24 protein-coding genes are annotated in these 23,680 nt (G+C 64.8%); 12 read left to right on the top strand and 12 right to left on the bottom strand.

What is annotated here, in order from left to right:
- Positions 1–97: 97 nt before the first annotated feature.
- Genes CLV47_RS13875 through CLV47_RS13885 form a run of 3 tightly spaced genes read left to right on the top strand, consistent with a single transcriptional unit; the run spans position 98 to position 3,087 of the window.
- The gene (locus CLV47_RS13875) at positions 98–895 is read left to right on the top strand and encodes an SDR family NAD(P)-dependent oxidoreductase (protein ID WP_106349657.1); all 798 of its coding nucleotides are present in this window, start codon (positions 98–100) and stop codon (positions 893–895) included.
- 53 nt (positions 896–948) lie between these two features.
- Positions 949–1,830, top strand: a complete 882-nt coding sequence (locus CLV47_RS13880; RefSeq protein ID WP_106349658.1) for an alpha/beta fold hydrolase — start codon at positions 949–951, stop codon at positions 1,828–1,830.
- Positions 1,831–1,890: 60 nt separating this feature from the next.
- The gene (locus CLV47_RS13885; protein WP_106349749.1) at positions 1,891–3,087 is read left to right on the top strand and encodes a CaiB/BaiF CoA transferase family protein; all 1,197 of its coding nucleotides are present in this window, start codon (positions 1,891–1,893) and stop codon (positions 3,085–3,087) included.
- An 8-nt stretch (positions 3,088–3,095) separates the two neighbouring features.
- Here the strand turns inward: CLV47_RS13885 and CLV47_RS13890 are convergent, their stop codons facing one another.
- A complete protein-coding gene (locus tag CLV47_RS13890; RefSeq protein WP_106349750.1) occupies positions 3,096–4,007 on the bottom strand; it encodes a hydroxymethylglutaryl-CoA lyase in 912 nt (303 codons plus the stop codon).
- Between the two features lie 202 nt (positions 4,008–4,209).
- On the opposite strand from CLV47_RS13890, the gene CLV47_RS13895 reads away from it, so the two are divergent.
- Positions 4,210–5,622, top strand: a complete 1,413-nt coding sequence (locus CLV47_RS13895; protein WP_170111077.1) for a PhoH family protein — start codon at positions 4,210–4,212, stop codon at positions 5,620–5,622.
- Positions 5,623–5,644: 22 nt separating this feature from the next.
- Here CLV47_RS13895 and CLV47_RS13900 read toward each other — a convergent pair whose 3' ends face one another.
- Positions 5,645–7,060, bottom strand: coding sequence for a class II fumarate hydratase (locus tag CLV47_RS13900; RefSeq protein ID WP_106349752.1), 1,416 nt, complete (start codon positions 7,058–7,060; stop codon positions 5,645–5,647).
- Between the two features lie 105 nt (positions 7,061–7,165).
- The gene (gene glpX / locus CLV47_RS13905) at positions 7,166–8,176 is read right to left on the bottom strand and encodes a class II fructose-bisphosphatase (protein WP_272946796.1); all 1,011 of its coding nucleotides are present in this window, start codon (positions 8,174–8,176) and stop codon (positions 7,166–7,168) included.
- Positions 8,177–8,262: 86 nt separating this feature from the next.
- On the opposite strand from glpX, the gene CLV47_RS13910 reads away from it, so the two are divergent.
- On the top strand, positions 8,263–8,853 hold the full coding sequence (locus CLV47_RS13910) for a DUF4245 family protein (RefSeq protein ID WP_146135387.1): 591 nt from the start codon (positions 8,263–8,265) through the stop codon (positions 8,851–8,853).
- Between the two features lie 133 nt (positions 8,854–8,986).
- Positions 8,987–9,229, top strand: a complete 243-nt coding sequence (locus CLV47_RS13915; RefSeq protein WP_106349660.1) for an exodeoxyribonuclease VII small subunit — start codon at positions 8,987–8,989, stop codon at positions 9,227–9,229.
- A 19-nt stretch (positions 9,230–9,248) separates the two neighbouring features.
- Here the strand turns inward: CLV47_RS13915 and xseA are convergent, their stop codons facing one another.
- Both xseA and CLV47_RS13925 read right to left on the bottom strand, forming a co-directional pair.
- A complete protein-coding gene (gene xseA, locus CLV47_RS13920) occupies positions 9,249–10,550 on the bottom strand; it encodes an exodeoxyribonuclease VII large subunit (RefSeq protein WP_106349661.1) in 1,302 nt (433 codons plus the stop codon).
- Position 10,551: 1 nt separating this feature from the next.
- Complete coding sequence (locus tag CLV47_RS13925; RefSeq protein WP_106349662.1) at positions 10,552–11,274, bottom strand: lipid droplet-associated protein; 723 nt, start codon at positions 11,272–11,274, stop codon at positions 10,552–10,554.
- Positions 11,275–11,395: 121 nt separating this feature from the next.
- On the opposite strand from CLV47_RS13925, the gene CLV47_RS13930 reads away from it, so the two are divergent.
- Positions 11,396–12,379 carry a 4-hydroxy-3-methylbut-2-enyl diphosphate reductase gene (locus tag CLV47_RS13930; protein ID WP_238145446.1) on the top strand — a complete coding sequence of 328 codons (984 nt, stop codon included), beginning with the start codon at positions 11,396–11,398 and terminating at the stop codon, positions 12,377–12,379.
- A gap of 11 nt (positions 12,380–12,390) precedes the next feature.
- On the opposite strand, the gene CLV47_RS13935 is transcribed toward CLV47_RS13930, so the two are convergent.
- The 3 genes from CLV47_RS13935 to CLV47_RS13945 all read right to left on the bottom strand — a co-directional run bounded on the left by CLV47_RS13935 (position 12,391) and on the right by CLV47_RS13945 (position 16,118).
- Positions 12,391–13,278 (bottom strand): DUF6542 domain-containing protein, encoded by an 888-nt coding sequence (locus CLV47_RS13935; protein ID WP_146135388.1) that lies wholly within the window; start codon positions 13,276–13,278, stop codon positions 12,391–12,393.
- A gap of 140 nt (positions 13,279–13,418) precedes the next feature.
- Positions 13,419–14,468, bottom strand: a complete 1,050-nt coding sequence (locus CLV47_RS13940; protein ID WP_202862585.1) for a DNA recombination protein RmuC — start codon at positions 14,466–14,468, stop codon at positions 13,419–13,421.
- Positions 14,469–14,606: 138 nt separating this feature from the next.
- The gene (locus CLV47_RS13945; RefSeq protein ID WP_106349754.1) at positions 14,607–16,118 is read right to left on the bottom strand and encodes an AlkA N-terminal domain-containing protein; all 1,512 of its coding nucleotides are present in this window, start codon (positions 16,116–16,118) and stop codon (positions 14,607–14,609) included.
- 270 nt (positions 16,119–16,388) lie between these two features.
- On the opposite strand from CLV47_RS13945, the gene ychF reads away from it, so the two are divergent.
- Positions 16,389–17,474 (top strand): redox-regulated ATPase YchF, encoded by a 1,086-nt coding sequence (gene ychF, locus CLV47_RS13950; protein WP_106349666.1) that lies wholly within the window; start codon positions 16,389–16,391, stop codon positions 17,472–17,474.
- Between the two features lie 68 nt (positions 17,475–17,542).
- On the opposite strand, the gene CLV47_RS13955 is transcribed toward ychF, so the two are convergent.
- Positions 17,543–18,205 (bottom strand): FadR/GntR family transcriptional regulator, encoded by a 663-nt coding sequence (locus tag CLV47_RS13955; protein ID WP_106349667.1) that lies wholly within the window; start codon positions 18,203–18,205, stop codon positions 17,543–17,545.
- A 189-nt stretch (positions 18,206–18,394) separates the two neighbouring features.
- Between CLV47_RS13955 and CLV47_RS13960 the strand changes: the two genes are divergently transcribed.
- On the top strand, positions 18,395–19,630 hold the full coding sequence (locus CLV47_RS13960; protein WP_106349668.1) for an MFS transporter: 1,236 nt from the start codon (positions 18,395–18,397) through the stop codon (positions 19,628–19,630).
- Positions 19,623–20,435 carry an ABC transporter ATP-binding protein gene (locus CLV47_RS13965; protein WP_106349669.1) on the top strand — a complete coding sequence of 271 codons (813 nt, stop codon included), beginning with the start codon at positions 19,623–19,625 and terminating at the stop codon, positions 20,433–20,435. Before CLV47_RS13960 ends, CLV47_RS13965 begins: the two co-directional genes overlap by 8 nt.
- 50 nt (positions 20,436–20,485) lie before the next feature.
- Here CLV47_RS13965 and CLV47_RS13970 read toward each other — a convergent pair whose 3' ends face one another.
- The 3 genes from CLV47_RS13970 to CLV47_RS13980 all read right to left on the bottom strand — a co-directional run bounded on the left by CLV47_RS13970 (position 20,486) and on the right by CLV47_RS13980 (position 21,609).
- A complete protein-coding gene (locus CLV47_RS13970; RefSeq protein WP_146135389.1) occupies positions 20,486–20,866 on the bottom strand; it encodes a hypothetical protein in 381 nt (126 codons plus the stop codon).
- Positions 20,867–20,933: 67 nt separating this feature from the next.
- Positions 20,934–21,344, bottom strand: a complete 411-nt coding sequence (locus tag CLV47_RS13975) for a PIN domain-containing protein (RefSeq protein ID WP_106349671.1) — start codon at positions 21,342–21,344, stop codon at positions 20,934–20,936.
- On the bottom strand, positions 21,331–21,609 hold the full coding sequence (locus CLV47_RS13980) for a type II toxin-antitoxin system Phd/YefM family antitoxin (RefSeq protein WP_170111078.1): 279 nt from the start codon (positions 21,607–21,609) through the stop codon (positions 21,331–21,333). Before CLV47_RS13980 ends, CLV47_RS13975 begins: the two co-directional genes overlap by 14 nt.
- 128 nt (positions 21,610–21,737) lie before the next feature.
- Between CLV47_RS13980 and CLV47_RS13985 the strand changes: the two genes are divergently transcribed.
- Together CLV47_RS13985 and CLV47_RS13990 are read left to right on the top strand one after the other, a co-directional pair.
- Positions 21,738–22,655, top strand: coding sequence for an alpha/beta hydrolase (locus CLV47_RS13985; RefSeq protein ID WP_238145447.1), 918 nt, complete (start codon positions 21,738–21,740; stop codon positions 22,653–22,655).
- A 9-nt stretch (positions 22,656–22,664) separates the two neighbouring features.
- Complete coding sequence (locus CLV47_RS13990) at positions 22,665–23,675, top strand: MDR family NADP-dependent oxidoreductase (RefSeq protein ID WP_106349673.1); 1,011 nt, start codon at positions 22,665–22,667, stop codon at positions 23,673–23,675.
- Positions 23,676–23,680: the final 5 nt, after the last annotated feature.

Below are 23,680 nucleotides of genomic sequence, written 5' to 3' on the forward strand. Positions count from 1 at the left end.
CGCCCGGGAAGGCACCAATCCAGGCAATGGGGTTGCCAGATGCACCGGAGACGGTGTTGTATTTGGTATACCATTCCAATTTCGTAAGGGGCATATCGTGGATCTCAACCTTGCCGGCAAGGTCGCCTTTATCACTGGTGCAAGCAAAGGGATTGGCTACCAGGTAGCTAAACAGCTTGGCGAGGAAGGCGTGAAGTGCGCACTGACGGCGCGAAACGACGACGACCTTCAGAAGGCGGCCGCGCAGTTGAGCGAGGCGACCGGACAGGAGATGGCCGGTTACGCAGGTGACATGAGCAAGAGCGAGGACGTCGAGGCATGCGTCGCGCAGACGCTGGAGAAGTTCGGCCGGATCGACATTTTGGTCACCTGCGCGGGAAGCTCGCCGGGTGGCCTGCTTGAGGAACTCACCGATGAGCAGTGGCACGCCTCGTTGAACCTCAAGTTCATGGGCTATGTGCGCTCCGTGCGCGCCGTCGTGCCGCACATGGTGAAGCAGGGCAGCGGCACGATCATCCTTGTCGTCGGCAACGACGGCCTTAAGCCAAGCTTCTGGGAGATGACTGCCGGGGCGGCAAACGCGGCCGATCTCAACTTCGCCTCCTCCATCGCCGATCAGTACGGGCCCAAGGGCGTGCGTGTTAACACGGTCAACCCCGGACCGGTCGACACGGACCGGTGGGACACTCTCGAGAAGGCGTTCGCGCGCGACATGGGCGTCGACCAGGCAGCGGCGCGGGCCGCCGCCGAGCGCTCGGTGCCACTGGGCCGGATCACCCGACCCGACGAGGTTGCCTCGCTTGTGACGATGTTGTGCTCGGACCGGGTCGGAGCGGTGCACGGTGCGCACATCCCGATCGACGGCGCGCAGCGCAAAGCGCTCATGGAGCGCTGAAAACGAGTTGGGTTCAGGCCTTTGACCGCATCTATGCAAGGGAAGTAGCACCAATGGCATTCGCGACTACCGATGATGGTGTCAAGCTCTACTACGAAGTGCACGGCGAAGGTACGCCGATCTTGTTCATCCACGAGTTCGCCGGTGACCACCGCTCCTGGCAACACCAGCTCAGGCACTTCTCGCGGCGTTATCAATGCATCACGTACGGCGCCCGCGGCTACCCGCCGTCGGACGTGCCTACCGATCCGGCGGCGTACAGCCAGGAGCGCGCGGTCGCGGATGCGATCGCTGTGCTTGATGCGGTCGGCGCCGACAAGGCATTCGTGGTCGGCAACTCGATGGGCGGGTTCGCCGTGATGCACCTGGGCCTGCGACACCCTGAGCGCCTGCTGGGCATGGTTTCCTCCGGATGTGGCTACGGTGCGCACCCGGACAAGCAGGAGACGTTTCGAAGCGAGAGCGAGACCATCGCGCAAGCCTTCGAGAACGAGGGCTCCGAGGCCATGGCAAGTTGGTACGGCGTCGGCCCGGCCCGGGTTCAGTACGAGGCGAAAGATCCTGTGGGGCACGCCGAGCACGTCAGGGTGCTCGCCGAACACCATCCCGTCGGCGCGGCGCTGACCATGCGCGGCGTGCAGAAGTCGCGCCCGTCCCTTTACGCGCTGCAGGACGACCTGGCGAAGGTGACCGTTCCCGTGCTCATCGTCGCCGGCGACGAGGATGACGGCATACTCGAGACCGACTTGATGCTCAAGCGCACGATGCCGCGTGCTGGGCTGGCAGTCCTACCGCGATCAGGCCATGTGACTAACCTCGAGGAGCCCGAGTTGTATAACGGTCTGTTGGACTCGTTCTTCAGCGAGGTGGAGCATGGCGGATGGGGGCCTCGTGACCCGCGTTCGCTCTCCGGGTCCACCACGGGAGCCAAATAGTCGAACTCAACCGAAGTGAAGTAGCCAGAAGAGCGTGCGGTGAAGCGAAAGGCACATTCAATGCAGCCGTTACATGACGTCACTGTCGTCGATTTCAGCCAGTTCCTGGCCGGTCCGTACTGCACGATGCAGCTGGCCGACTTCGGTGCCGACGTGATCAAGGTCGAGCGTCCGGGCGGCGGCGACGATTCGAGACACATGGGACCGATGACTGACGGCGTGAGCCATCCGTTTCAGGTGCCCAACCGCAATAAGCGCTCGTTGGCGATAGACCTGAAGTCGCAGCCGGGCCGCGAGGTCGTACGAGACCTGCTCAAAACTGCCGACATCGTGGTCGAGAACTTTCGGCCGGGCGTGACCACGGGGCTCGGGATCGACTATTCCGCAGCACATGCGCTCAATCCCGAGGTGATCTATTGCTCGATCAGCGGCTTCGGCCAGACAGGCCCGATCAGCCAGCGGCCCGGCTTCGACATCATCGCTCAAGGGATGGCTGGATTCTTGATGATGACCGGCGAACCCGGCGGCAAGCCGGCAAAGTTTGGCGTCGCGGCGACGGATCTGGCCGCGGGCCTCAACGCGGCGATAGCAATCGCGATGGCCTATATCCGGAGGTTACGCGAGGGTGGTGGACAGTACATCGATGTCTCGTTGCTGGATGCCGGGCTCGCGCTGACGACATGGGAGGCGGGCGCCTACTTCGGCTCCGGTGAGGACGCCGCCGCCAACGGGACCCGGCACCGTAGAGTTGCGCCGTACCAGGCCTATCCAACGGCGGACGGCTACGTGACCGTCGGCGCCAACAATCAGAAGCTGTGGGAGATCCTGTGCCGGTCCGTCATCGATCGACCGGACCTCATCGAGCGGGATGAGTACGCCGACTCGGCCGCCCGACACGACCATGCCGATGATCTTGAGATCGAGCTCGGCGCGATCCTCAGGAAGTGCCCCACCGACGAGTGGGTGCGGCTACTCGATGCCGCCGGCGTACCCGGCGGCCCGGTGCTCACCTACGCGCAGGCGATGCAGCAGGAGCAGGCCATTGCCCGTGGGATGACAGCAGCTGTGGAGCATCCGAAGATCGGCGAGGTGCGGGTGCTCGGCCCCGCGGCGAAGATGAGCGAGACCCCGCCGACCGTGCGGGCCGCCGCACCGATGCTCGGCCAGCACTCCCGCGAAGTCCTTACGCAGATCGGCTACGACGCCGCGCGGGTTGGCGAGCTGTTCGCGACCGGCGTCATAGCCGAACCCAGCTAGCGAGCGGGCTACTTGCCAAGACTGCCAGGGAAGTTGCCGGCTTTGCTCACCAAGGCGGGCGTGTCATGCTCAAGCTGGCCGGCCAGGAAGCTGGCGACCGGGAAGAGCGCGTCAATGTCCATACCCGTCTCGTAACCCATGCGGTGCGCGAGATAGAGCAGATCCTCGGTCGCAATGTTGCCGGTCGCGCGCGGTGCGAACGGGCAACCGCCGATTCCGCCCGCGGACGAGTCGAGAACGCGTACGCCGACCCCGAGCGCGGCGGCCGCATTGGCAAAACCGGTGTTACGGGTGTTGTGGAAATGCGCGCGCAGACCGACGCCGTCGCCGACCTCACGACGGATCCCGTCGATGAGGTGGGTGACCTGGGTCGGTACGCCGACGCCGATCGTGTCGCCGATCGCGATCTCCGTGGCGCCCGCCGCCGCGCCGCGGCGCGCTAGATCGATGACGACATCGGGGTCGACCTCGCCCTCGAACGGGCAGCCAAACGCGACCGTGATCGTCAGTGTCGCCGGTACGCCCTCCGCCTTCGCGGCCGCGAGCACTTCCTCCGAGTCGGAGATAATCCCTTCGATGGTGGAGTTTTGGTTCTTCTCGCTGAATGTCTCGGAGGCGCACGCGACCACGTTGATCTCATCGACGCCGGCCGCCTTCGCGCGCGTCCAGCCACGCGGGTTGAGCACGAGCCCGATATAGGAGACGTCGTCGCGGCGCGGGATGGCCTCCATAACCGCCTCGGCATCGGCCATCGCGGGCACCATCTTGGGATGTACGAACGACACCGCCTCGATGCGACGTGCGCCGGCCCCGATCAACTGCTCGATTAGGTCCACCTTTGCGCCGGTGGTGAGTAAGGTCTTTTCGTTCTGCAGCCCATCTCGGGGCGACACTTCGACGATCGTCAACTGTTCAGCCATGCCCCGATAGTAGGCCGGGTGCGCGACGGCGGTGCTACCAGATGCTTCCAAGAGTTCGTTCAAGAGTTAATGTCCCGGTAACCGGGCCAGGGCGTGTCAGTACGCCACCTACGCCGATTTCGGCGTACTTTTGCGGTACATCGTCCATCCACCAACAGCACAATTCCATCCACTGAGTAGCTATCCGTTGGAGACTCGAAGAATGGCAGTCAGGCCGAGCGAAAAGCTCCCGATGCAAGCCCCGAACACCACTACTAAAGCGGTTGAAAGGGACGCTATTCAAGGCCAGACAGGCCGCGCCGGGACGCCGCCCGATCCGACCGAAGGCATCAAGTGCTACGTGCTCGACACGAGTGTCTTGCTTTCTGATCCCTCCGCATTGCGCCGCTTCGGCGAGCATGAGGTCGTGCTGCCGGTAGTCGTGATCAGCGAGCTTGAAGGAAAACGGCACCATCCCGAGCTTGGCTGGTTCGCCCGCGAGTCGCTGCGCATGCTGGACGACCTGCGCCATGAGCATGGGCGCCTGGATGGACCGGTCCCCATCGGCGAGTACGGCGGAACCTTGCGAGTGGAACTCAACCACTCCGACGGCGCAATTCTGCCAAGTGGATTCCGCGACGGGGGCAACGACTCACGCATTCTCGCTGTCGCGCTTAACCTTGCCGACGAGGGCCATGACGTCGTCTTGGTCACCAAAGACATGCCCTTGCGTGTCAAGGCGTCATCGGTGGGCCTGCCGGCCGAGGAGTACCGCGCGATTGGGGCCGTCGAGACGGGCTGGACCGGAATGGCCGAGGTTGCTCTGAGCGACGAGGAGGTCGGCACGCTCTTCGAGTCGCAGGTCATCGACCACGAGGAAGCCCGGCAGCTGCCCTGCCACACGGGGCTCGTGCTGCAGTCGGCGGGCAGTTCGGCGCTCGGTCGAGTGACGCCCAACAAACAGATACAGCTGATCCGCGGTGGGCATGAGGTTTTCGGTATTCGCGGCCGGTCGGCCGAACAGCGAATCGCGCTGGACCTGCTGATGGACGAGGAAGTTGGAATCGTGTCGCTAGGGGGGCGCGCTGGGACGGGGAAGTCCGCGCTCGCTCTCTGCGCCGGGCTCGAGCAGGTGCTGGAGCGGCGTACTCACAAGAAGGTCGTCGTATTCCGGCCGCTGTACGCCGTCGGCGGTCAAGACCTCGGCTACCTGCCTGGCACCGAGGGCGAGAAGATGTCGCCTTGGGCGCAGGCGGTGTTCGACACGCTGTCTGCGGTGACGTCCCGTCAGGTCATCGACGAGGTGATGCAGCGAGACCTACTCGAAGTGTTGCCGCTGACCCACATCCGCGGCCGGTCGCTGCATGACTCGTTCGTGATCGTCGATGAGGCGCAGTCACTCGAGCGCAACGTGCTGCTCACGGTGCTGTCTCGCATGGGGCAGAACTCGCGCGTGGTACTCACCCACGACGTAGCGCAACGCGACAACCTGCGAGTCGGGCGCCACGACGGCGTCACGGCCGTGATCGACGCGCTCAAGGGGCACCCGTTGTTTGCGCACGTCACACTCACCCGCAGTGAACGCTCGCCGATCGCGGCCCTCGTGACCAGCATGCTCGAAGGCAGCGGCGACTGAATCTCGGTCGCCGACCGCAGTTCTAAGGGTGCGTCATCGACAGCAGGTCAAGTGCCGCGTCGAGCTGGTCCTCGGTCAGCTTGCCGGCCTTGACCAGCCCCCGCTCGATCACGACTTCGCGGATCGTCTTGCGCTCTTTGAGGGCCTGCTTGGCCACCTTGGCGGCCTCCTCGTAGCCGATGTACCTGTTCAGCGGTGTGACGATCGACGGCGATGAAGCGGCGAGCTCGGAGCAGTGCTCCACGTTTGCGCTGATGCCGTCGACGCACTTGTCGGCGAAGACCTCGGACGTGTTGGCCAGCAGTCGAATTGACTCAAGGATGTTGCGGGCCATCACCGGCAGCATCACGTTGAGTTCGAAGTTTCCTTGCGCACCAGCGAAGGTGATAGTGGAGTCGTTGCCGACAACCTGCGCGCACACCATGATCATCGCCTCGCAGAGGACGGGGTTGACCTTGCCGGGCATGATCGACGAACCGGGCTGCAGGTCAGTCAGCGAGATCTCGCCGAGGCCCGCGCGAGGGCCCGAGCCCATCCAGCGGATGTCATTGGAGATCTTGGTCAGGCCGACCGCGATCGTCTTCATCTGGCCGGACAGCTCGACCAGCGAGTCACGTGCGCCCTGCGCCTCGAAGTGGTTGCGCGCCTCGGTCAACGGCAGGCCGGTAGCCGCGGCAAGCTCGGCGATTACGGCGCCCGAGAAACCCTTCGGCGTGTTGATGCCGGTGCCGACCGCGGTGCCGCCGAGTGGCAACTCCGCGAGCCGCGGAAGCGCACTCTGCAACCGCTCGATGCCGTAGCGAACCTGTGCGGCGTAACCGCCGAACTCCTGACCGAGAGTGACAGGGGTGGCATCCATCAGGTGGGTGCGGCCGGACTTGACGACCGTGACGTATTCCTCGGCCTTGCGTTCCAGTGACTTCGCGAGCGTGTCCAGCGCCGGCAGCAGGCTGCCGGTCACGGCCGCCGTGGCGGCGACGTGGATCGATGAGGGGAATACGTCGTTGCTCGACTGGCTCGCGTTGACGTGGTCGTTGGGGTGTACGTCGAGACCGGTGGCTTCCTTCGCCAGCGACGCGATGACCTCGTTGGTGTTCATGTTGGACGACGTACCCGAACCGGTCTGGAAGACGTCGATCGGGAAATGCTCGTCGTACTCGCCGGCAATGACCTTGGCGGCCGCGTCCTGAATCGCCTGCGCTATGTCCTTGTCGATCACGCCGAGATCGGCGTTGACCTTCGCGGCGGCGGACTTGATCCGAGCGAGGGCTGCGATGTGCGCATGCTCGATGCGCTGACCGGAGATCGGAAAGTTTTCTACGGCACGCTGAGTCTGCGCACGCCACTTGGCGTCGATGGGCACTTTGACCTCGCCCATCGTGTCGTGCTCAATTCGGAACTGGCCGTCGTTGGCCGAAGCATCAGAAGAGGTAGGCATGCATCCAGTCTGCCCCGTGGCGTAGGCCACGTCGGCACCAGGTCCGACGCGCATTACGCGGCGGCCACCGCGTCAAATGGCCGCCGCATCGATCAGCGGTCCGGCTCAGACGGCTGGCAGGTCCTGAATCAGCTTCGCATTTTGGTGATGGCTGTCGATCTGCCGCAGCGTGCCGGAGCTGCTGCGCATGACCAGCGACTGGGTGTGTGCGCCGTTGCTGTCGTAGCGGACTCCACGCAACAACTCGCCATCGGTGATGCCGGTGGCGCAGAAGAAGACATTCTCGCCGCTGACGAGATCGCGGGTACTGAGCACCCGGTCAAGATCATGGCCAGCGGCAATAGCCTTAGCCCGCTCTTCCTCGTCGCGTGGCCACAGCTTGGCCTGGATCTCGCCGCCCATGCATTCGAGCGCGCACGCGGCGATGATGCCTTCCGGCGTACCGCCGACTCCCATGAGTACGTCGACCTCGGAGCCGGGCCGAGCGGCCGCGATCGCGCCCGCGACGTCACCGTCGGTGATGAACCGGATCCGGGCGCCGGTCGCCCGAATCTTGGATACCAGGCCGCGATGTCGCGGACGGTCGAGCACGCAAACAGTGATGTCGCGGACGGCTCGCCCCTTCGCGTTGGCGATGTTGTGGAGGTTGGTCTCTACCGAGGCGTTGATGTCAATCGAGCCGGCCGCATCCGGGCCGACGACCAGCTTCTCCATGTAGAACACCGCAGAGGGGTCGAACATCGTGCCACGGTCGGCAAGTGCCAGTACGGCGATCGCGTTGGGCATCCCCTTGGCCATCAGCGTCGTACCGTCGATGGGGTCGACCGCGACGTCGCACTCGGGGCCGGTGCCGTCGCCGACATGCTCACCGTTGAAAAGCATCGGCGCGTTGTCTTTTTCGCCTTCGCCGATCACGACCACGCCGCGCATGGACACGGTGCTGATAAGCGATCGCATCGCGTCGACGGCCGCACCGTCGCCGTCGTTCTTACGGCCACGACCAACCCAACGCGAGGCCGCCATCGCGGCGGCCTCGGTGACGCGCACGAGCTCGAGAGCAATATTGCGGTCGGGGACAAGATGGTGATCGGGCGTGCTTGCGGGCTTCTTTGGCACGTGCGGCTCCTCGGCTCGGCGGTCGTTCCATCTTATGTTGCTCACCCTGCGCGCGGTCGGCAAGGCACGTAGGGCACCATTATTTTGTGGCAGATACCCAGCCCTACCGGCCAAAGAAACGTGGTTATGAGACCGCGGCGGACATGCTCCGATCGCTCGTCCCGATCGTCGTTCTCGTGGTGCTGTTTGCCTATTTTTGTATGCCGAAAAGCGACAACAAGATCAATACGATCGATCCGCAGGACAACATAACGAGCATGGCTGAGTACGGCGCATTCTCGATTGTTGCGCCGAAGGCGCTCGATAAGTCGTGGAAGCCGACCTCATCCAAGCTCCTGCGTGACGACTCAAACCAGCTCAGTACGCCCACCGGGCTGACCATCGGCTATGTGACGCCGAAGATGAAGTTCGCGCGGTTCACGATCCGGCAGGGTGTCCCCGAAGCAGTACTCAAAGCATCCGTCGACGACGCCACCGTCACCGACGATCCAGCGGGTAACGCCGTGCAGATCGCGGGTCGATCCTGGACTCCGATCACGACGGACAAGGGCCGCGGATACGTCAATGTCGCCGGTTCGGGTGCAGCGAGCATCGTGATCGTGCTGGTTGGCAGTGCGTCGTACGACGAACTCAAAGAACTGGCCACCGCACTGCAGCCGGTGGCCAAGAAGTCGTAGCTCCACACAATTCGGGCAGTACGCGGGCTCGCAACTCTCATCGACCGCTACGCCTAACCCTGACCCGACCATCCAGACGACGTTCCGAGTGCACGCACGCACCCAGCGCCCAGGCTCGGTTAGCCTGATAGGCATGCCAGAGCCACAATCGGCCGACAACGCCGTATCCGACGACATCGCCTCGCTGAGCTACGAAGATGCGCGCGCGCAGCTTGGCGAGGTCGTGCAGAAGCTTGAGGCCGGGGGTACGACGTTGGAGGAGTCGATGACGCTGTGGCAGCGCGGCGAGAAGATTGCCGACCAGTGTGAGAAGTTGCTGCAGGGTGCGCAGCAGAAGCTGGACAAGGCCCTCGCAGCCCGCGACGACGAGGCTTAGGTGGCGGAGCCCGGATCGGCTACGAGCCTGGACTGTCCGTAACCCTGAGCCGGATCGAACCGCCGGCGACGCGTGCGGTGAGCGAGTCCCCAGCGGAGGCCTGGGCGGGGTCGTTGATGACGTGACCGTCCTCGTGCTGGAGTACGGCGTACCCGCGTTCGAGGGTGGCCTGTGGCGACAGGGCAACCAGTCGTGCGCGCATCTGTTCGAGGCCGCTGTGCGCGATGGATAGCCGGTGATCGGTGGTACGGCGGATCGCCTCGCGTTGCCGCCCGACATCGTCGATGCGCGCGGTGACGATGCCTGTCGGCTCCGACAACGACGGTCGAGATCGCTGCTGGTCGAGAAATGACCACTGATTTGCGAGGTAGCGCGCGACGGCGCTACGGATTCGGTCCCGTCCACCGCCGACCAGCGCGCGTTCCTCGGCCACGTCCGGTACGACGCGCTTCGCGGCGTCGGTAGGCGTCGAGGCGCGCAGATCCGCCACATAATCGAGAAGCGGCTTGTCCGGCTCGTGCCCGATCGCGCTGACGAGCGGGGTCCGTAACGCGGCAGCGTACCGGCACAGCGTCTCGTCACTAAACGGCAGCAGGTCCTCGACCGAACCTCCGCCCCGGGCAACGATGATGATCTCGACGGACTTATCCGCTTCAAGAGTCGCGATCGCGCCACGCACCTCGACTGCCGCCGTCCGCCCTTGTACGGCGCAGTTGATGACCTTGAAGGTCACGCCAGGCCAGCGATGCCGGGCGTTGGTGAGCACGTCGTGCTCGGCGGCGCTGTCGCGGCCGGTGACCAAGCCGATCGTCTTAGGCAAGAACGGGAGTCGCTTCTTGCGCCGCTGGTCGAACAGCCCTTCTGCCTCGAGGGCTTGTCGCAGGCGCTCGATGCGGGCCAACAGTTCGCCAAGGCCGACTTGACGAATTTCCCTGGCGCGCATGGAAAAATTTCCGCGCTCGGCCCAGAAGTCGGCCTTGCAGTGCACGAGCACCCGTGCGCCTTCTTTGAGCTCGACGCCCAGATCGTCCAGGACACTCGTGCTGCAGGTGATCGGGAGCGAGAAGTTCGCGACCGTGTCGCGCAGCGTGAGGAACACCGCGCGGGAGCCGGTGCGCCGATTGAGCTGGGCGATCTCTCCGTCGAGCCAGACCGGCCCAAGCCGGGCGATCCACGAGCTGATCTTCTGCGAGATCACGCGCACGGCGTACGGGTTGTCCGGGCCGTTGGGTGGACGCGCCGCCGGGGCAGGACCCGTCGTCGGCGCGGGGCGCTGCGGCGTACTAGCAGCCGGCGGGCGGTCCTCGTGGCGGTCGGTCACGTTAACCCTGCGGTTTGAGCGCGGTCAGCCTGGTGGCGAGCATCTTCAACACCGGCGCCCGGTTGCCCTGAGCGGTCTCATAGACGACCAGCGCCTGCAACGTGGCCGCGTCGAACGACTTCACCCGGGCCCGGATCTGCGGCAGCGTCATATCGTCGAACCCGGCGACGGGGGCATCGGAGGCGGTGCCGTTGCTCTTCGGGCTGCGGGTACGCCGCCGCGCGATGGGCATGTCCTCGAGTGCCTGCTGGTCGAAGGAGGACCCAGGTCCGATGCCGGGGGGTCGCACCCGGTTGCGCGGTTTTGACCGCGTGTCGGAGACGGTTGGCTTTGCTTTAGCGGGAGCCTTTTTAGGTGCCGCGGGGCGGGGATCGGTGTGCGTCTTCGGCGTACCCGTATCGGTACGTTGGCGCGTCGTCCGCGGCGCGACCTCCGGAAGGTCCTCGTCGAAGGTCGCCCACTCCGGCACCTCTTCGCTGGGACCGCGCAGCGTGTTGATGAGTTGCTCGCCTTTGGTGACCAGCTCGGTGTACTGCTGTTGGGCCTGCAACGAACGTTGCATCACGGCAGTCACCAGCGCCATCGGCAGTCCGCTAATCCGGTCCGGTAAGGCTCGCGCGTCCTCTAGTGCTTGTACGGCGAGGCCCGCCGCCGCTTTGAGCGGTGTTGGGAGGTCGACCGCTAGCAACGCGGACAGCGATGGTGGCAATTTTGACTGCGACATCCCTCTAGGGTGCCTTATTCAACAGTGGATTGTGCAATGACCCACGTTATTGATCGTCGGCTCGACGTAGGCTTGCCCTATGTCCTCGACGATCGAAAATGCGACCTCAGTGAGAGATTCTGTGACGCAGCGCAAGCGCGTCCTGCTGGCCAATCCCCGCGGTTACTGTGCCGGCGTCGATCGCGCGGTGGTGACAGTCGAGAAGGCGCTCGACTTGTACGGTGCCCCGGTCTACGTGCGTAAGCAGATCGTGCACAACGTGCACGTCGTACGCACGTTGGAGGCGCGCGGCGCGATCTTCGTCGAGGAGACCGAGGAAGTCCCCGAGGGCGCCATCGTCGTATTTTCGGCGCATGGGGTTGCGCCGGTCGTCCACGAAGAGGCCAAGCTACGCAACCTGCGCACTATCGACGCAACCTGCCCGCTCGTGACCAAGGTGCACAACGAAGCGCGGCGCTTCGCCGACGAAGACTACGACATCCTGCTCATCGGGCACGAAGGCCACGAGGAAGTCGTCGGCACGTCCGGTGAGGCGCCGGAGCACATTCATCTCATCGACGGGCCGGACGATGTCGCCAACGTGACCGTGCGCGACCCCGACAAAGTGGTGTGGCTCTCGCAGACCACGCTGTCTGTCGATGAGACGATGCGCACGGTCGAGGCCCTGCGCGAACGGTTCCCCAACCTGATCTCGCCGCCGAGCGATGATATTTGTTACGCGACCCAGAACCGCCAGCTCGCGGTCAAGCGGCTCGCACCGCAGGCCGACGTCGTACTCGTCGTCGGCTCGCGCAACTCGTCTAACTCTGTACGCCTTGTCGAAGTCGCGCTCGAGTCCGGTGCCGGGTCGTCCTACCTGATTGACTACCCAGAGGACATCGATCTCGGCTGGTTCGCCGGCGCGACGACCGTAGGCGTGACGAGCGGCGCGTCGGTGCCGGAAGACCTGGTGCGCGGCGTACTCGATGTGCTCGCCGGTCAGGGATTCGGCGACGTCGAGATCGTCACCGAGGCAGAAGAACGGTTGACCTTCTCGCTGCCCAAGGAACTACGCCGTGACTTGCGCGCGGCCGCGAAGACCTCGTCGGCTCAAGCGTCCTCCTAGCCGGCGCTTGTTCAGCGGCGCTCGGTCGGCCGCGTCGTCATCAATTTGACCCCGCCGATGAGCAGTGCAATCCCCGTCGCCAGCGCCATCCACGGAAATCCAGCGATTGCGATCTCGGCTAACGAGTATTTGTCGACGGTGGTGGGTGACAGCCAGATCAGCAGCACCCCAAACAGGGCGTAGACGATCGGTGGCGCGACTATCACCGACAGCAGGTCGAGCTTGCGGGTCACAAGCGCGGCAAAGAACGCGCCGATGCACAACCCGATACCGGTGAAAACGCCAAGTTTTGAGCTGACCATGTGGTCGATGAGCGCGCCGATCCCGGCCGTGATGATGATTAAAATAACGCCGCCGAAACCGGCGAGCACCGTGCTCGGTCCGGTCCCGGCCGTCGGTGGCTGACGCAGCTCACGCGCCTCTCCCAGGTCTGGTTTCACCCGGGTTGCCGAACCTCGGCGCGCTCCGGGTATGTCAGTGCCCGCGGTCGTGGAGCGTGGTGCTTCAGCGGTGGAGTACGCCGATGCAGGACTCGGCGCATCACCGTGGCTGCGGCGTGCCTGCTCGGCGGAGCGGCCGGTAACCTCGGCTTGCTCTGTGCTTCCCGCGCGTTCGCTCCTTCGCCTCGCCACGGTAGGAAGGTCTCGCCGCGCGCGGGACTCGGCGAGAATGTCGGCCGCAGACCGGCCACGGGGGATCGATGCGGCTTTAGTGTCGTCGGCAGTTGCGGCCCATTTGCTCCGCGTCGCCGAGTCATCAGCTTGATCGGCGGCGTGTGTGCTGGGCCCGGACGTGTCCTTGAGCGACTTGACCACCGAACCAGGCGCCACTGCCCAGCGTGACGATGAGGTTGCCGAGCCCTGTTGAGGGCGCTGTTCCTCGGGGAGTTCGTCGTTCACTCGATGCAACCCTCGTTCTGGTGGATGCCCGCCGAGTGCGTGATAAGCGAGACGGGGCGACGGCATTTTCACCAGAATAGACGCCGGGTGCCGTCGGACGGTTGACGACGTACACGATGGCGGCGACGAGTTTGGCCTCGTTAGTCGACGGCGCGCAGTTGCCGCGCGTGCTTCTCGAGCGGTAGAGGTGGGTCGATCTCGTCGCGCACGACGCCGTACTCGACGAATTTATTGGCGCTGACGAGCACGTTGCGCTCCAGCGAGCCGACAGTGTCGTTGTAGCGCTCGACCGCGCCACCGAGCGACACTCCCAGCCGCCGCAAGTGCGCGGACATCGTCGTAAGTCGCCCGTGCATCTCCCGGCCAAGGTCGAGCACCTGATGCGCTTCGCGGCTCAGCGTGTCCTGGCGCCAGGTATAGGCGACGGTGCGCAACAACGCCAGCAGCGTCGAGGGCGTCGCCATGATCACGTCGCGGTCGAAGCCGTGCTCAAGCAGTGCCGGGTCGTGTTCGAGCGCGACCTGTAAGAACGCGTCGCTTGGCAGAAACATCACGGTGAATTCGGGACTCGCTTCGTAGCGAGCCGGATAGCGCTTACGCGACAGCGCATCGAGGTGTCGACGTACGTGCTGTGCGTGGGCTTGCTGCTTGGCAACGCGCTCGATGTCATCAGACGCGTCGATAGCCGCGATGAAACCGGTGAACGGTACCTTGGAGTCGACCACGATCGTGCGGCCCTCAGTGAGCTGTACGACCAGGTCAGGACGCAGTAACCCGTCATCCGACGACGTCGTGTCCTGCTCGCGGAAGTCGCAGTGCGGAAGCATGCCGGCCGACTCCACGATGCGGCGCAGCTGCATCTCGCCCCATCGACCGCGCACGGTCGGAGCGCGCAGGGCATTGACGAGCTTGCCGGTCTGCTGCCCCAAAGTGAGCTGCGATTCGTGCATCGCGCGCACCTGCTCGCGCAGGGCTCCAGTTTCCGCGGCGCGATGTGATGCGCTGCTGCGCAGATAGTCCTCGACTCGGGCAAGCGTGTCCTCGATCGGCTGCACAGCCGAGTCCAGTCGTGGTTGGTCAGCCAGTGTGCTCGCCGCGCCGAGTCGGCGCCCGGCGACGACGCCCGCCCACACGCCGGCGGCCGTGCACAGCAGGGTGATCGCGATGTAGAGAAGCGTGCTCAGGTCCATGTCCTCAGTGTGCGGCAGAGGACTGACATTTCCTGGACCCGGCATTCCCGGACCTGGCATTTTGGACCTGGCAATCCCACAGCCGCGGCCCTTCGAGTGGACGCCATCCAACGATTACTGGCGTGTGACCCGACGTGCTTAGCGGTCCTGGGCGAGCAACTGCGGCGAGGCGCGCCACAGATGCATTGTCGCGTAGCTTCGCCACGGCGCCCATACTTTTGCCGCGTCATCGAGCGGGCCGAGATCAGCGGGCATTCCGGCCGCCGCAGCCGCTCGCCGTACGATCAGGTCCGTCGACAAGAACACGTCCGGGTCACCGAGCGCGCGCATCGTGACATAGTCCGCCGTCCATGGTCCGATGCCCTTCAACGCCAACAGTTGCGCGTGTGACTCGAGCCGGTCGCTGCCGATGTCCAGGTCAACCGCGCCGCTGGCGAGCGCGGCGCCGAGTCCGACCAGCGCCGTTGCTCGGCTGCGCGGCATCGGCAGCTCCATCGAGTCGACTTCGGCCAACGCCGCACTCGATGGGAATAGGTGGGTGAGACCCGGTTCGGTCGGGGTGACTGGACTGAGCGCGCCGTACCGTGCGACGAGCTTGGCGCCGGCATTGGCGGCGGCGGCCACCGAGATCTGCTGACCGAGCAAGGCCCTGATCGCGAGTTCGTGTCCCTCGAGTACGCCGGGTACGCGCAGCCCGGGAGCCGCCTCGACGTACGCCTTCAGCCAACTCGCGCCACACAACGTCGTGTCCACCGCGACCGGGTCTGCGTCGAGATCAAGCAGCCGACGGGCGCGGCGTACTGCTTGGGTCAGGTCGCGGAAGTCCTCCAACGAGACCTTGAGCGTGAGTTGGCCGTCGTTCCAATGCAGCGCTAGCGCCGCGGCTCCGTGCGCCAGGCCGACCGTGCGTGCGTAGACCCATCCCTCGGGTGTACGCCGAGCCGTCTCGATTCCGGCGATCTGGCGGCGCTCGAAGAAGTCGAAGATCCCGTCGGCGTGAAACGGTTCGCGAACCGGCAGTCGCAGCGACAGCAACTCGCCACCGTCGCTGGCATGTGTCGAGTGTCGGGTGCGTAACGCCGTCGGCGGTTGAGCGAACACTGCGCGGACCGTGTCGTTGAACTGCCGAACACTGGAAAAACCGGCAGCGAAGGCGATGTCGGCCATCGGCATCGTCGTACCTTCGATGAGGACGCGTGCGGTGTGGGCGCGTTGGGCACGGGCGAGCGCGACTGGTGGCGCGCCAAGCTCAGCGCTGATCAGCCTGTTGAGCTGGCGTTCGCTGTAACCGAGACGGGTCGCCAGACCACTGACACCATCCCGGTCAACGACGCCGTCACTGATCATCCGCATCGCCCGCCCGACCGTATCCGCGCGTAGGTCCCATTGCGGAGATCCGGGTACGACGTCCGGTCGACAGCGCAGACAGGCGCGATATCCGGCCTGCTGTGCGGCGGCGGCGGTGCTGTGAAACGAGCAGTTCTCCCGCCTTGGGGTGACGGAACTGCAGCTGGGCCGGCAGTAGATTCCGGTCGACCGTACGGCGACATATATCCACCCGTCGTACCGGTGGTCGCGGCTGGTGACGGCGCGGTAGCACGCGTCCGGGTCGGGAAGTCCGGTCGTATGCGACGTGCTCGGTCCGCTCATGTCACGCATCGTCCCAGGAATCCGTTAGCCTCGCTAGCGGATATCGGACACGCCCGTCGGCGTGGATTCGCCCAGGTGCGGCCTTCCTCATACCGCCAAGATCCCCCTTGTGCCGCCTAAAGAGCCGCGACAAGCAGGAGGTTGGCGCGACAAGAGACGTCGCCGGGCCGGGCGATACGGCGGTGCGCTGGGGTCCAAGACGGCGCGGCGCAACGTCCAACGAAACCGTGTGACCCAACCGGGCTCGGGTAGACCACTAGGATTGCGCACGTGAGTCTCACTATCGGAATCGTCGGTCTGCCCAACGTTGGCAAATCCACGATGTTCAACGCCCTTACCCGCAACAACGTGCTCGCCGCGAACTATCCGTTCGCGACGATCGAGCCGAACGTCGGGGTGGTCGGCGTACCCGACCCGCGGCTCGACGTGCTGGCCGGGATCTTCGGCAGCGCGAAGATCCTTCCAGCGTCTGTCTCGTTCGTCGACATCGCAGGCATCGTCAAGGGGGCCAGTGAAGGCGAGGGACTAGGCAACAAGTTCCTCGCCAACATCCGCGAGGCCGACGCGATCTGTCAGGTGGTGCGCGCATTCGAGGATGACAACGTCGTACACGTCGATGGTCGCGTCGACCCGCTGTCTGACATCGAGATCATCAACACCGAGCTCATCCTTGCCGACCTGCAGACGATCGAAAGAGCACTGCCACGCCAGGAAAAGGACGCGCGGATCAAGAAAGACCTTCAGTCGACGCTCGAGGCAACCAAGCAGGCGCAGGAATTGCTCGAGTCAGGCACGACGATCTTCGCCGGTGCTGCGAAAGCTGGTATCGATACCGCGCTGATTCGCGACTTGCAGCTGATGACCGCGAAGCCATTTCTCTATGTGTTCAACGTCGATACCGACGTACTGTCCGACGACGCGCGTAAGCAGGAGCTGTCCGCGTTGGTTGCGCCGGCCGACACGATCTTCCTTGACGCCAAGACCGAGGAAGAGCTCATCGAGCTCGACGAGGAAGACGCCAAGGAGCTTCTCGAGTCGATCGGTCAGGACGAGTCCGGTCTCGATCAGCTGGCGCACGCCGGGTTCAATACGTTGGGTCTGCAGACCTACCTGACGGCAGGGCCCAAAGAGGCTCGCGCGTGGACCATCCCGCAGGGCGCGACTGCGCCTGAGGCCGCCGGCGTCATCCATACCGACTTCCAGCGCGGCTTCATCAAGGCGGAGATCGTATCCTTCGACGACTTGGTCGCCGCCGGGTCGATGGCCGACGCGAAGGCCGCCGGCAAGGTCCGCATGGAGGGTAAGGACTACGTGATGGCCGACGGCGACGTGGTGGAGTTCCGCTTTTCGCTTTAACCTCTGGCTGCTGAGACGGTGCTTCACCGCCCGGACCTTTGGCTAGCAACGCACCCGACCGTGACCTCTTACGCCATCTTGAGCGTCAGCAGGTGCTCCCGCGCCAGGGTAGATGCGGTCCGGTCATCGCGATCAGCGATGGCGTCAAGAATGTCTTGGTGCGCGTGCTGGTCGGCGTCGCTGCCGAAGTCGCCGCGTAGCCGCAGCAGATCAATCATGGCTTGCCGGCTGCGCGGCGTGAAGCTGTCGAACAGGTCGACGAGGATCGGGTTGTGCGATCCGGCCACGATGGCCCGGTGGAAGACGATGTCCGCGTCGACGTGAGCCTCGATGTCCGTTCGCTGGGCGTCGCGCTTGCCTGCGGCCCACCTCATCGCGCGCAGCTCAGCTGGCGACCTCCGCTCGGCGGCAAGAGCTGCGGCTTCGACTTCGATGGCGATGCGGGCTTCGATCACCGAGTTGATGTCTGCCTTGCGCAGCGCCGCGCCCCAGTCCTTGGTCACATCGAGCGCAGCAACGAAGACGCCAGCCCCTTGCCTGGTGGCCAGGACGCCCTGACCGGCCAACCGGCGAATGGCCTCGCGCACAGTGGACCTGCCGACTCCGAGCTGCGGTCCGAGCGTGTTCTCCCCGGGGAGCTTTGATCCCAACGGCCACTCGCCGCCGCGTATGCGGTCGAGGAGCAGATCCGCTGCTTGCTCTGCGAGCGGGGTGCGTGTCACTAGTGCCATGAAATCTCCACTTGACTACTTGTCTGAGAAGGTGTGTAGAGTCTAACTCATGCCTCGGCCGCTACTTCTTCGCCGCCGCGCCAGGAACTGATCCGACCAGACATCTTGCGCGCGGAGTGGCTCACCCTTGCTGGTCTCCCTCACTACTTGCGCGCCGTGCCTCGACGCGCCCTGGATCGAAAGAAGCACATGAGCACGACCTCTCCTGGAACCCGCAACCGGCTGGGCCTGTGGGCACTGACCGCCACCCATGCAGCGAACGACTTCTATACCGGCGCGGTCGCGGCGCTGCTGCCGTTCTTCGTGCTCCACGCGGAGTACTCCTACGCGGCAGTCGCCGGCATCACCCTTGCCGCAACTGCTCTGTCGAGCGTCGCCCAGCCGATGTTCGGATACCTCAGTGACCGCTACGGGATGCGCTGGATGAGCCTGGCCGGGCTCCTCGCGGCCGGCGCTGGCATTGCCCTGAGCGGCATCGTCGTCGACTCGTATGCGGCCGTCTGGATCGTCGTGGCTATCTCCGGTATCGGTGTCGCCGCGTACCACCCGGCGGCGACCATGGAAGCGCGCGAGCTCGGCGGTGGCACCAGCGGCTCGATGAGTCTGTTCTCTGTCGGCGGGAATGTCGGCGTGGCGCTGGCACCTTCCGCCGTGATTCTCGTGGTCGGCACCTTCGGGCTGTCTGGCTCGGGCTTCCTCATGATCCCGGCGGTAGTGCTGGGGCTGGTGCACGTGCTCGTCTCCTGGAAGCACCTGTTCTCGCGGACAGTGGCTACCGAGCGAGCGCCTGCCGCCGCCAAGGCTTCGATTCCCGACGACTGGCGTGCTTTCGCGTGGCTCACCGCGGTGCTGGCCACCTGGTCAGTCGCCTACGTCGGCACCTCGACGTTCATCTCGCTGTACTCGATCCAGCGGTTCGACGTGACCACCGGCTTCGCGTCGATCGCGCTGTCGGTGTTCCCCGCGGCCGGCGCAGTGGGAACTCTTGCCGGCGGTTGGCTGGCTGACAGATTCGGACGGCTGCGCATCGTGCGCACCGGGTACCTGCTGGCGGCAGTCTCGGCCATCGCGATCGTGCTCGCGCCGTCTCCGGTGATTGTCATCGTCGCCGCGGCGGTCCTGGGGACTGGCCTGTTCCTGCCTTTCGCCGCGCAGATCACCTTGTCGCACTCATACCTGCCTAACAGGATCGGCATGGCCAGCGGAGTCACGCTGGGACTGACGCTTTCGCTCGGAGGACTGGTCAGCCCGCTGCTGGGATCCATCGCGGACCACACGAGCGTCCAGTCAGTCTTCGTGATCGTCGCTGTACTGCTGGTAGCTGGATTCGCACTCTCGTTCATCCTCAAGGAGCGCCGGAGTGGCCCCGTCCAGAGCTTTCAACAGCAGAACGAGAGCAGCGAACTGGAGAGTGCCAATGACTGACCAGGAGATCCTCCGCCTTGAAGCTGTGGACTTTGTGCGGGAATCGCGTCAAATTCTCACCGGCATCAACCTGACGGTTCGTGCGGGGGAACGATGGGCGCTGATCGGCCCGAACGGAGCTGGCAAGAGCACCATCCTGAGCATGTGCGGTGCGGTGAAGCACCCGACCCGCGGCAGCGTCCATGTGCTCGGCCGCGAGCTCGGACGGGTCGACATCCGGGAGCTGCGCGAGTCCATCGGACATGTCAATCCCCGCCACCCGCTTAGCTCGCCGCTCACAGTTCGGCAGGTGATCCTCACTGGCGCGACTGGCACGACAGAACTCATGCCGCGCTGGACGCCGGACACCGCCAGCCAGGCCCGCGCTGACAAGCTGATCGAGATGCTGGGTCTTGCCGGGCTGGAGCAGGCGACATGGCCGACGATGTCGCAAGGCGAGCGGGGGCGCGCGCTGATTGCGCGTGCCCTGCTGCCGGACCCTCCGCTCCTACTGCTGGACGAGCCCTCTACGGGGCTGGATGTCGCGGCGCGCGAACAGTTCCTCAGCACCGTGGACCATCTGCACCTTGTTCGGCCGGACCTTGCCACCATTCTGGTGACGCATCACCTGGAGGAGCTGCCCACAACGACGACGCATGCGATGCTGATCATGGACGGCCAGGTGCATGCGGCTGGCCGAGCCCGAGAGATCCTGACGACCGAACTGGTCAGCGAGTGCTTCGACCACCCGATCGAGATCGAGCACCGTGCAGGGCGCTGGCAGGCGCGGGCACTGGTGAATGATCTGGATACCTATGGCGGGTGACGCTATGCAGTGAAAGGTTGGTATGTGGGGCGACGTGGTGGAGCTCCGCTTCAACGTGTGAGGCCTCGGTGGACAGCGTCCAAGGTTGTCTCGGGAGAGTCGTTGAAGGCGAACGGGAGGCCTGGCTGGAGTGCGGCAACCGTGTTGACGATCCGCTCGAAGATCAGGGTGTACTCATGAGACGTCCGCAGCCCGGACCCGATTTCGACCACGTCGTATGCCCTGTTGGCGAATAACTCCGTAACCACCGACTCAGCGATGTCGGCGTCGTCCGGCAAGAGGCAGACAGTGACGTCCAGACCGGCGCGACTCAACTCCGCCTTGGCCGCTCCGATGCGGGCCCGAAGTTTGTCGGCGTCCTGGCCCGGCCACGGGGAGAAGTCGACGACCTCCGGGTCTATCCCGATCTGAAGCACGCGGGCGTTCGTCATCCGATAACGATAGCCCGACGGATCATCATTTTCACCTGTGCGATCGACGTAGGCCTCCATGGTTCGGTCAGTTCGATTCGACCGGGTCGGTGACCTGGAGTCCGAGGTGGCCCGCCACGGCTTTCATGGCAGCGTCATGGCTGGCGACCGTGACCTGTTCGCCGATGAGAAGTGCTGTCGCCAGATGAAGCGCATCGAGCGTCTTGATATGGCGCTCGATGGACTCGGCGACCGAATGGGTCTCACGGGTGATGTCGAACATGCCTACGCGATCGAGCAGTGGTGCCCCGTCGGTCAGTGGCCGGGCGTCGCGTCGTAGTACGCGGATGACTTCGGTGCGCAAGAGCCGAGACGACACATGAACTGTTCCAGGGATCTGCATCCAGGTCTGCAGCCGGACGCGCTCGGGGACGTCGAGGATGGTGCGAAGCGCAATCGAGGAGTCGAGGTAGACGATGCCCACCTCAGTGGTCCCCATGCATCTCGTCGAACAAAGCGTCAACGTCGGCGTCGGTGTACTTCGGACCGCCAGGACTGCTCGGCCAGGGCGCTGGCGTCGGCGTCGGCGGAGTGTAGCGACCATCGTGTTCCATCCGGCCGAGCGGCGCATCTTGGCCTTGGAAGGGGCTGACCCGCCACCGAGGTACGCCGCGTTCGGTCACGACGACATCACCCGTCTCGATCACTCGATCGAGGACCGATGCGGTGTGTTGGTTGAGGTCGCGCTTGCTCACTCTGTCCATGCGACAATTGTACTACCTATGTCTGACATGGCGAGCGATTTCCAACTGGTTTCGTCACGCTGGTGGGCGGTGGACAGGCACCGTTGCCGAGGACCAGGGGTCCTAGAGTTTCTCTCATGCGAGTTGGGATGTCTTCTCTGATCGATCCGGTGCTCTTGTCGCTTGTCGGCGAGTCTCGTACGTTCTACGCACGCCGAACTCCCGGCCACGGGCCCACGAGCGAAAGTGAGCTCCTCGCTGTCCGTGCAGCGATGCCCATCCCGGCCGAGTGCCAGCCATCGCCGTCGCTGGAGACAGTGAGCGCTTGCGGGCGGAGTGTGCCCGTCCGGATCCACATGCCGACGCGCCAGGCCGCGGCGGGAGTGCTGCTGGAGATCCACACCGGCGGCTTCTACCTCGGGTCCGCCGCAGGTAGCGATGTTCGAAATCGGCGGCTCGTCGACGACCTGGGCATCGCCGTGGTGAGCGTGGACTACCGACTGGCCCCGGAGCATCCATGGCCGGCGGCGACAGACGATTGCGAGACCGCGGCGTTGTGGCTCGTCGCGAACGCCGAAGCACGGTTTGGCACGACACGATTGGCCATGGGCGGATTGTCCGCGGGCTCGACCTTGGTGGCCACGACGCTGATTCGGCTACGCGATCGGGGGATTCATGCATTCGGGGGCGCGGTCGTTCAATGCGGCACGTACGACCTCTCCGCGCAGACGCCGCCCGGGCGCCTCATCGCCGACGAGTACTTTCTCGGCGCGTATGCAGGTGACGCGCCCGATCGGGCGGACCCGGACATCTCTCCCATCTTCGCGGAGTTGACTGACCTCCCGCCGCTCCTGATGGTGATCGGCACGGAAGATGTTCTCCTCGAGGACAACCTCGCCATGGCGGCGAGGCTTATCGCAGCGGGCGTCGAAGTCGATCTGCGCGTCTATCCCGCATCGCCGCACGCCTTCACGGGGCACGAAACTTCGATGGCGCGAGCGGCCCTAGCGACCATTGACGAATGGCTTCGAGATCAGATCGGAGCGACGGCGAAGCCCGCGACGTAAGGTCGGTCTATGCGATGCCAATCAGTGCAATTGACCGCGATACCCACCGGAGCCGCGACGGCACAGAATTTTGGCGTCTTTGACGCTGAGGTGGATGATCCGGGCGACGGGCAGGTGCTGGTAGGGCTTCGGCGGCTCGGACTGAATGCCGGGCTGGCTCACCGCCTCGGCGGGAAGGGCACCGCTTATGGGCCGGGAATCGGGGTCGGTGACGTTCCAGCCAGCGATGCCGTGGTCGAGGTACTCAGATCCAGCGATCAGCAGTTCGTGCCGGGCGATCTGGCCGTAGGCAAATCGCCATGGTGTACAGCAGCCGTCGTCGACGCCGATCAACTACGCAAGATCGACAAGGCCGCGTCAAATGAGGATCTCAACGCGCGCCTGACGATTCTTGGTCACGTCGGCCTCACCGCTTACACCGGCATGATCCACGTCGGCGAGGTCACCCCCGAGGACATCGTCTGCGTCTCCGGCGCTGCCGGCGGGGTCGGTAGCTGCGCGGTGCAGTTCGCGAAGGCGCGCGGCGCGACGGTCATCGGCGTCGCCGGATCAGCTGACAAGGTCGCGATGCTCACCGACGACCTCGGCGCCGATCGTGCCATCAACAGGCACGCGGGTCCCGCTGTCGACCTGTTGCGGGCGGCGGCACCGGAGGGAATCGACCTGTATTACGACAACGTCGGGGGAGAGCAACTTGAGGCGGCGCTCGATGTGCTGAACTTCGGCGGCCGGGTGGTGATCTGCGGAGCGGTATCGGGTGGATCGGGTTCCGGAGGTCCGGCGAACTTCCGAAACGTCATCTACCAAGAGATCACCATTCGAGGTTTTACGGTCACCGCGCACGAGGACCTACGCGAACGATTTGAGTCCGAGGTCGGCCGGTGGTTGCGCGAGGACAAGGTCCGCAGTATCCACACTGTCTTCGATGGAATAAACCGGGTGCCCGAGGCTTTCGAGTCGTTGTTGAGCGGCACCAGTTCCGGTCGGGTGATTGTCTCGGTGCCGTCCCAGCGAGAGTAGGTTGA

It is taken from the genome of Antricoccus suffuscus, from assembly GCF_003003235.1.
Taxonomy (GTDB): domain Bacteria; phylum Actinomycetota; class Actinomycetes; order Mycobacteriales; family Antricoccaceae; genus Antricoccus; species Antricoccus suffuscus.